This window comes from Streptomyces sp. NPDC058880 (assembly GCF_042742535.1).
Classification (GTDB): domain Bacteria; phylum Actinomycetota; class Actinomycetes; order Streptomycetales; family Streptomycetaceae; genus Streptomyces.
The window spans coordinates 103908-110748 of record NZ_JBHYMC010000020.1; the positions used below are offsets into that span (position 1 = coordinate 103908).

6 protein-coding genes are annotated in these 6841 nt (G+C 70.3%); 4 read left to right on the forward strand and 2 right to left on the reverse strand.

The window, feature by feature from the left end:
* Position 1: 1 nt before the first annotated feature.
* Entirely contained in the window at positions 2 to 922 is a 921-nt protein-coding gene (locus ACFW2G_RS14935) for a helix-turn-helix transcriptional regulator (protein WP_384452060.1), read from the forward strand.
* A 223-nt stretch (positions 923 to 1145) separates the two neighbouring features.
* Here the strand turns inward: ACFW2G_RS14935 and ACFW2G_RS14940 are convergent, their stop codons facing one another.
* Positions 1146 to 2108 carry a zinc-binding dehydrogenase gene (locus tag ACFW2G_RS14940; protein ID WP_384452063.1) on the reverse strand — a complete coding sequence of 321 codons (963 nt, stop codon included), beginning with the start codon at positions 2106 to 2108 and terminating at the stop codon, positions 1146 to 1148.
* Positions 2109 to 2338: 230 nt separating this feature from the next.
* On the reverse strand, positions 2339 to 3541 hold the full coding sequence (locus ACFW2G_RS14945; protein ID WP_384452066.1) for an NADP-dependent malic enzyme: 1203 nt from the start codon (positions 3539 to 3541) through the stop codon (positions 2339 to 2341).
* 527 nt (positions 3542 to 4068) lie between these two features.
* Here ACFW2G_RS14945 and ACFW2G_RS14950 point away from each other — a divergent pair.
* Genes ACFW2G_RS14950 through ACFW2G_RS14960 form a run of 3 tightly spaced genes read left to right on the forward strand, consistent with a single transcriptional unit; the run spans position 4069 to position 6776 of the window.
* The gene (locus tag ACFW2G_RS14950) at positions 4069 to 5031 is read left to right on the forward strand and encodes an ABC transporter substrate-binding protein (RefSeq protein WP_037919742.1); all 963 of its coding nucleotides are present in this window, start codon (positions 4069 to 4071) and stop codon (positions 5029 to 5031) included.
* A 39-nt stretch (positions 5032 to 5070) separates the two neighbouring features.
* Entirely contained in the window at positions 5071 to 6012 is a 942-nt protein-coding gene (locus tag ACFW2G_RS14955; protein ID WP_037919744.1) for an amino acid ABC transporter permease, read from the forward strand.
* Positions 6012 to 6776: an amino acid ABC transporter ATP-binding protein gene (locus ACFW2G_RS14960; protein WP_037919746.1), complete on the forward strand. Its 765-nt coding sequence runs from the start codon at positions 6012 to 6014 to the stop codon at positions 6774 to 6776. The genes ACFW2G_RS14955 and ACFW2G_RS14960 overlap by 1 nt, the downstream gene beginning before the upstream one ends.
* The last annotated feature ends 65 nt before the right edge of the window (positions 6777 to 6841 follow it).

A 6841-nucleotide genomic window follows, 5' to 3' on the forward strand; every position in this document is an offset into this window, starting at 1 on the left:
GATGCCGCCCGTCTTCGCCCACGGCCGCCTCCGCCTCTATCTCCTCAAACTGCTGGACGAGGCCCCGCGCCACGGCTACGAGGTGATCCGCCTGCTGGAGGAGCGCTTCCACGGCCTCTACGCCCCCTCGGCGGGCACGGTCTACCCGCGCCTGTCCAAGCTGGAGGCGGAGGGCCTGGTCACGTACGCCACCGAAGGCGGGCGCAAGGTGTACTCCATCACCGAGGCGGGGCGCGCCGAACTGGCCGACCGCAGCGGTGAACTGGCCGATCTGGAGCTGGAGATCCGCGACTCGGTCACCGAGCTGGCCGCGGAGATCCGCAGCGACGTCCGCGGCGCGGCGGGCGATCTGCGGCGCGAGATGCGGGCGGCGGCCTCCGCCTCGGCAACCCGGGTGGGCGAGGAGGATTCCTGGAAGGCGGCCAAGGAGGAACTGCGCAAGGCCAGGCAGGAGTGGAAGGAGCAGGCCCGCCGGGCGAAGGACGAGAGCCGCCGGGCCCGCGAGGAGGCGCAGGCGGCCCGCCGCCAGGCCAAGGAGGCCCAGGACCGGGCCCGCGAGGAGGTCCAGCGCATCGCGGGCCAGCTCCAGGAGCAGTTCACCAGGTCCGGCGGCGTCCTGGGCAGCCTGGCCGGCGCCTGGCTCGGTGGCGGCGCCCAGGGTCCGGGCGCGGCGGGCGGACCCGACGCTGCGGCTACGGCTGACGCGGCGGCGGACGCGGGTCGGGCTTCGGGCTGGGCTGCGGATCTGACGCCGACCGGTGATCCCGCCCGTGACCTGGACCGGCTGCTGGACCGCTTCCGCGACGAGGTGCGCGACGCCGCGCGGGACCACGGGGTGACCGCGGCCGGCGTGGCCGAGGCCCGCGACCACCTCGCGGCCGCCGCCGCCCGACTGGCGACGGCCCTCGGCGCCCGGCCGTAGCGCAGGCTCCGCCGGGCCGGCTGCGCGGGGCGGGAGAGCAGGGCCGGCAGCAGGTGCAGGTTCCCGATGCGGTGTCCTTGCGGCCCGGAGCGATGCGCAGGGACTGCTCCAGGGCCTTCTTCGAGCCCTGTCGGTGGCTTCGGCCATGGCTGTCCATCTGGGGTGACGCGAGAGGTGCGTCACCCCAGATGGACGTGCGGCCGGGTGGAGGCCTCGCGGCCGGTCAGGGCTTGAGGACGACCTTCCCGAAGAGGTCGCCCGAAGCGAGCTTCTCGAAGCCCTCGCGCGCCCGGTCCAGCGGCAGCACCTCGTCGATGACCGGCCGCAGCCCCGTCGTGGCGCAGAAGGCGAGGAGGTCCTCCAGCTCGTCCTTTGAACCCATGGTGGAGCCGACGACCTTGAGCTCCAGGAAGAAGATCCGGGTCAGCTCGGCGTGCGCCGGCCGGTCGCCGCTCGTGGCGCCGGAGATCACCAGGGTGCCGCCGGGACGCAGGGACTTCACCGAATGGGACCAGGTGGCCGCACCCACGGTCTCGATCACGGCGTCCACCCGCTGCGGCAGCCGCGCGCCCGGCTCGAACGCATCCACTGCACCGAGCTCCACGGCCCGCTTGCGCTTGGCCTCGTCCCGGCTGGTGGCGAAGACCCGCAGGCCCGCCGCCTTGCCCAGGGCGATCGCGGCGGTCGCGACACCGCCGCCGGCGCCCTGGACCAGGACGGAGTCGCCGGGGCGGACTCCCGCGTTGGTGAAGAGCATCCGGTACGCCGTCAGCCAGGCCGTCGGGAGGCAGGCGGCCTCCTCGAAGGAGAGCTCGGCGGGCTTGCGCAGGACGTTCCAGGCGGGGACGGTCACCTGCTCGGCGAAGGTGCCCTGGTAGCGCTCGGTCAGGATCGAGCGGGGTTCGTCCGGGCCGACCCCGTGGCCGCTCTGGCCGATCACGGAGTGCAGGACGACCTCGTTGCCGTCCTGGTCGATCCCGGCGGCGTCGCAGCCGAGGATCATCGGGAGGCTCTCCTCGCCCAGGCCCACCCCGCGCAGGGACCACAGGTCGTGGTGGTTGAGGGAGGCGGCCTTGACGTTCACGGTCACCCAGCCGGGGCGGGCCTGCGGCGCGGGGCGGTCGCCCAGCACAAGGCCGTTCAGCGGCTGGTCACGGTCGATTCGGGCGGCATAGGCAGCGAACATGCGGCGACGCTACCGCTCGGTAGGGCGCGGTTCCAGACCTGCCGCGACCATGCCGGTGAGGCCTTCGTCGCACCGGGCCCGGCCTCGGGGCGATGGACGGGGCGCCGGTCGCGGCGGCGCGGGACCGGCAGAGCCCGCCCGGACCGCGCCGAGCGGGCGCCGCGCCCGCGCGAAGAGGCCCGGCCGGAGTGATCCGGCCGGGCCTCTTCGCGTACCGCACGGGTCCCCGGTCAGGCCAGACGGGCCACGCCGTCGGCCTTGGCCGCGGCGGCGACGGCCGCGGCGACGGCCGTGGCGACGCGGGGGTCGAACGGGGAGGGGATCACGTAGTCGGCGGCGAGCTCGTCACCGACGACACCGGCGATGGCGTCGGCGGCGGCGATCTTCATGCCCTCGGTGATCCGGGTGGCGCGCACCTTGAAGGCGCCGGCGAAGATGCCGGGGAACGCCAGCACGTTGTTGATCTGGTTCGGGAAGTCCGAACGACCCGTGGCCACGACCGCCGCGTACTTGTGCGCGACGTCCGGGTGGACCTCCGGGTTCGGGTTGGCCATGGCGAAGACGAACGCGTCCTTCGCCATCGTGGCCACCGCCTCCTCGGCGACGGAGCCGCCGGAGACGCCGATGAACACGTCCGCGCCCGCCAGGGCCTGCTCCAGCGAGCCGGTCCGGCCGGTCTTGTTGGTCAGTCCCGCAATCTCCGCCTTGACGTCCGTCAGGTCGGAGCGGTCGGCGGACACGACGCCCTTGCGGTCGGTGACGCAGACGTCGCCGATCCCCGCGTCCACCAGGATCTTGGCGATAGCGATCCCCGCCGCGCCCGCGCCCGCGATCACGGCGCGCAGGTCGCCGAGGGTGCGACCCGTGAGCTTCGCGGCGTTGCGCAGCGCGGCCAGCGTCACGATGGCCGTGCCGTGCTGGTCGTCGTGGAAGATCGGGATGTCCAGCGCCTCCTGGAGGCGCCGCTCGATCTCGAAGCAGCGGGGGGCGGAGATGTCCTCCAGGTTGACCCCGCCGAAGGACGGCGCCAGACGGATGACCGTCTCGACGATCTCGTCCGTGTCCTTCGTGGCGAGCGCGATCGGGACCGCGTCCACGCCACCGAACTGCTTGAAGAGGATGGCCTTGCCCTCCATCACGGGGAGGGAGGCCTCCGGGCCGATGTCGCCGAGGCCGAGCACGGCCGTACCGTCGGTGACGACGGCGACCACGTTGGACTTCCAGGTGTACTCGTTCACCAGCTCCGGCTGCTCGGCGATGGCGGTGCACACCTTCGCCACGCCCGGGGTGTACGCCAGGGACAGGTCGTCCTTGTCGTTCACCGGGACCGTGGCCTGGATGGCCATCTTGCCGCCCCGGTGCAGCGCGAACACCGCGTCGGGGTTGTTGTCCGTCGCACTGTCGCTGCGAGGGTTGACGATCTCCGCTGCCACTTCGTGTGACCCCTTAATTCCTTTTGTTCGTTGAGGGTGGCCACTCCTGGTTAAGGGGTGGGCGGGCACCGCGTCCGTACTCCGCATCGACGGTTGGCCCGTCTCCGCGAAGGGGAGGTTCGTACGCGCGGGCGCGCCGCACGCGCGCCCTGAGCCCCGGATGAGGGGTGTAAGGATCTGTTCTACCCGAAGAACACTCGCTCAGACGAGTCGATTCCGGCTCAACCGTAGACCGACCGCCCGCCTTTTGGTGAAAAGTCCAAACCTTCACGTCCGGCGCGGCGTGGCGCTCCGTAGAAACTGCGCCCAAAGGGCCTGGTCACGGCAGTATCTGCGGCCCCGAACCCCCTTGCCCGCAGTCCTGTTGGCCTGCCCGGGGCGCCCGTTATGCGATTTTGACCTGGCGGGCAGCCTGAATGTCTCAGTCCGAATGGCAAGATGCCGTAATCACACAAGGTCGCGACACTCGATGGTGCGTGTCCGACCGTTTTTCGATGCTTTTCCACCCCTGCCGGAGGAACGAAGCCATGACCGCAAGCACCACCCGTCGTACGACCGCTGCCCGGTCCCGGATCGCCGCGGTCGGCGCGATCGCGGTTGCCGGCGCCCTGATCCTCACCGGCTGTGGCGACCAGACCGACAAGGCGTCCTCGACCCCCTCGGGTGCGGCGAACAACAGCAGCGCGCCGCTCTTCTCCAAGCTCCCGAAGAAGATCCAGGACGCCGGTGTGATCAAGGTCGGCACCGACGCGACCTACGCGCCGATGGAGTTCACCGAGGGTGGCAAGATCGTCGGTGTCGACCCCGACATCGCGGCGGCCATGAGCAAGCAGCTCGGCGTGCAGTTCAAGTTCGAGTCGGGCACCTTTGACACGCTGATCGGCAGCATGCAGACCGGCCGCAGCGACCTGGTCATGTCCTCCCTGACCGACACCAAGGCCCGCCAGGAGGGCCTGGACGACAAGGGTGCCAAGACCGGTGCCGGCGTCGACTTCGTCGACTACTTCTCCGCCTCGACCGGCATCCTGGTCAAGAAGGGCAACCCGCAGGGCATCAAGACCCTCGACGACCTGTGCGGCAAGACGGTCGCCGTGCAGCGCGGCACCACCTACGAGGACGCCGCGAAGACCCAGGCCGAGAAGTGCAAGACGGACGGCAAGGCCGAGCTCAAGATCGAGTCCTTCCCGACCGACGCCGAGGCCCAGACCCGCGTGAAGGCCGGTGGCGCCGCCGCCGACCTGAACGACTCCCCGGTCGCCGCGTACATCGCGCAGACCGCGGGCGGCGGCAACGAGTTCGAGGCCATCGCCAACCCGACCGACGCCGGCCTCTTCGGCATCGCGGTGGACAAGAAGAACACCGAGCTGCGCGACGCGCTGAAGGAAGCCCTCGACGCGATCATCAAGGACGGCACCTACAAGGCCGCCCTGGACAAGTGGAACGCCGGCTCCGGTGCCGTGACCGAGGCCAAGATCAACGCCGGTTCCTGACCTCCGCGTACCACCGCAGCACACTGAAGGGCAGTCACTGTGACTGACAAGCTCGACAAGGACCCGGGTCCGGCGGACACCCCGCCGGCCGGTTCCGTCCCCCCCGAGGCGATCCGCGCCATCCCGGTCCGCCACTACGGCCGCTGGATCAGTGCCGTGGTCGTCATCGGTCTGGTCGTGGCGCTCATCGTCGCCTTCTCCCAGGGCAACGTGCGCTGGGCGACCGTGCCGGAGAAGCTGTTCGACCCCTCGATCCTGCGAGGCGTCGGCAACACGATCTGGATCAGCGTCACCGCCATGGCCCTGGGTCTGGCGCTCGGTGTCCTGTTCGCCGTGATGCGCCTCTCGAAGAACCCGGTCACCAGCACCATCGCCTGGTTCTACATCTGGCTCTTCCGCGGCACCCCGGTGTACGTCCAGCTCCTCATCTGGTTCAACCTCGCCCTGATCTTCCCGATCCTGAACCTCGGGTTCTACAAGGACGAGATGACCCAGGTCATGACGCCCTTCCTGGCCGCCCTGCTGGGTCTCGGCCTCAACGAGGGCGCGTACATGGCGGAGATCGTCCGGGCCGGCATCCAGTCGGTCGACGAGGGCCAGACCGAGGCCTCGCACGCGCTGGGCATGACCCGGACGCAGACCATGCGCCGTGTCGTCCTGCCGCAGGCCATGCGGGTGATCGTGCCTCCGACGGGCAACGAGTTCATCAACATGCTCAAGACGTCGTCGCTCGTCGTCGCGGTGCAGTACTTCGACCTGCTGCGCGCGGCCCAGGACATCGCGTCCACCTCCTTCGCGGTGATGGAGATGTTCTTCGTCGCCTCGATCTGGTACCTCGCGCTGACCAGTGTGTTCAGCGTCGGCCAGTACTACCTGGAGCGCCGCTACGCCCGTGGTGCGCTCCGCTCGCTGCCGCCCACGCCGCTGCAGAAGATCAAGGCGAAAGTGTCCAGCCTCTCGAACCGCAAGGCGGTGGCCTGATGACGACTGCCATGGTGAAGGCCGAGGGCGTCCACAAGTCCTACGGTGCCGCGCACATCCTCAAGGGCATCGACCTGGAGGTCGCCCCGCGTGAGGTCTTCTGCCTGGTCGGCCCGTCCGGCTCCGGCAAGTCGACCTTCCTGCGGTGCATCAACCACCTGGAGCAGATCAACGCCGGACGGTTGTACGTCGACGGGGACCTCGTCGGCTACCGCCAGAAGGGCGACAAGCTCTACGAGCTGAAGGACAGCGAGGTCGCGGCCCAGCGCCGGGACATCGGCATGGTCTTCCAGCGCTTCAACCTCTTCCCGCACATGACGGCCGTGGAGAACGTCATGGAAGCCCCGGTCATGGTGAAGGGCGAGTCCAAGGCGGTGGCCCGCGAGCGCGCGGTCCGCCTCCTGGACCGGGTCGGCCTCGGTGAGAAGGGCGGGAACTACCCCTCCCAGCTCTCCGGCGGCCAGCAGCAGCGCGTGGCGATCGCCCGTGCGCTCGCCATGGAGCCGAAGCTGATGCTCTTCGACGAGCCCACTTCGGCCCTCGACCCGGAGCTGGTCGGCGACGTCCTGGACGTGATGCGGGACCTCGCCGAGTCGGGCATGACCATGATCGTTGTCACCCACGAGATGGGCTTCGCCCGCGAGGTCGGCGACAACCTCGTCTTCATGGACGGCGGCGTCGTGGTCGAGTCGGGCCACCCCCGCGAGGTGCTGGGCAACCCCCAGCACGAGCGCACGAAGGCATTCCTCTCCAAGGTGCTGTAGCCGGCGGCGCCGGCCGCCGCACGCGGACACGGCCGAGGGGTGGTACGGGATCCCGTACCACCCCT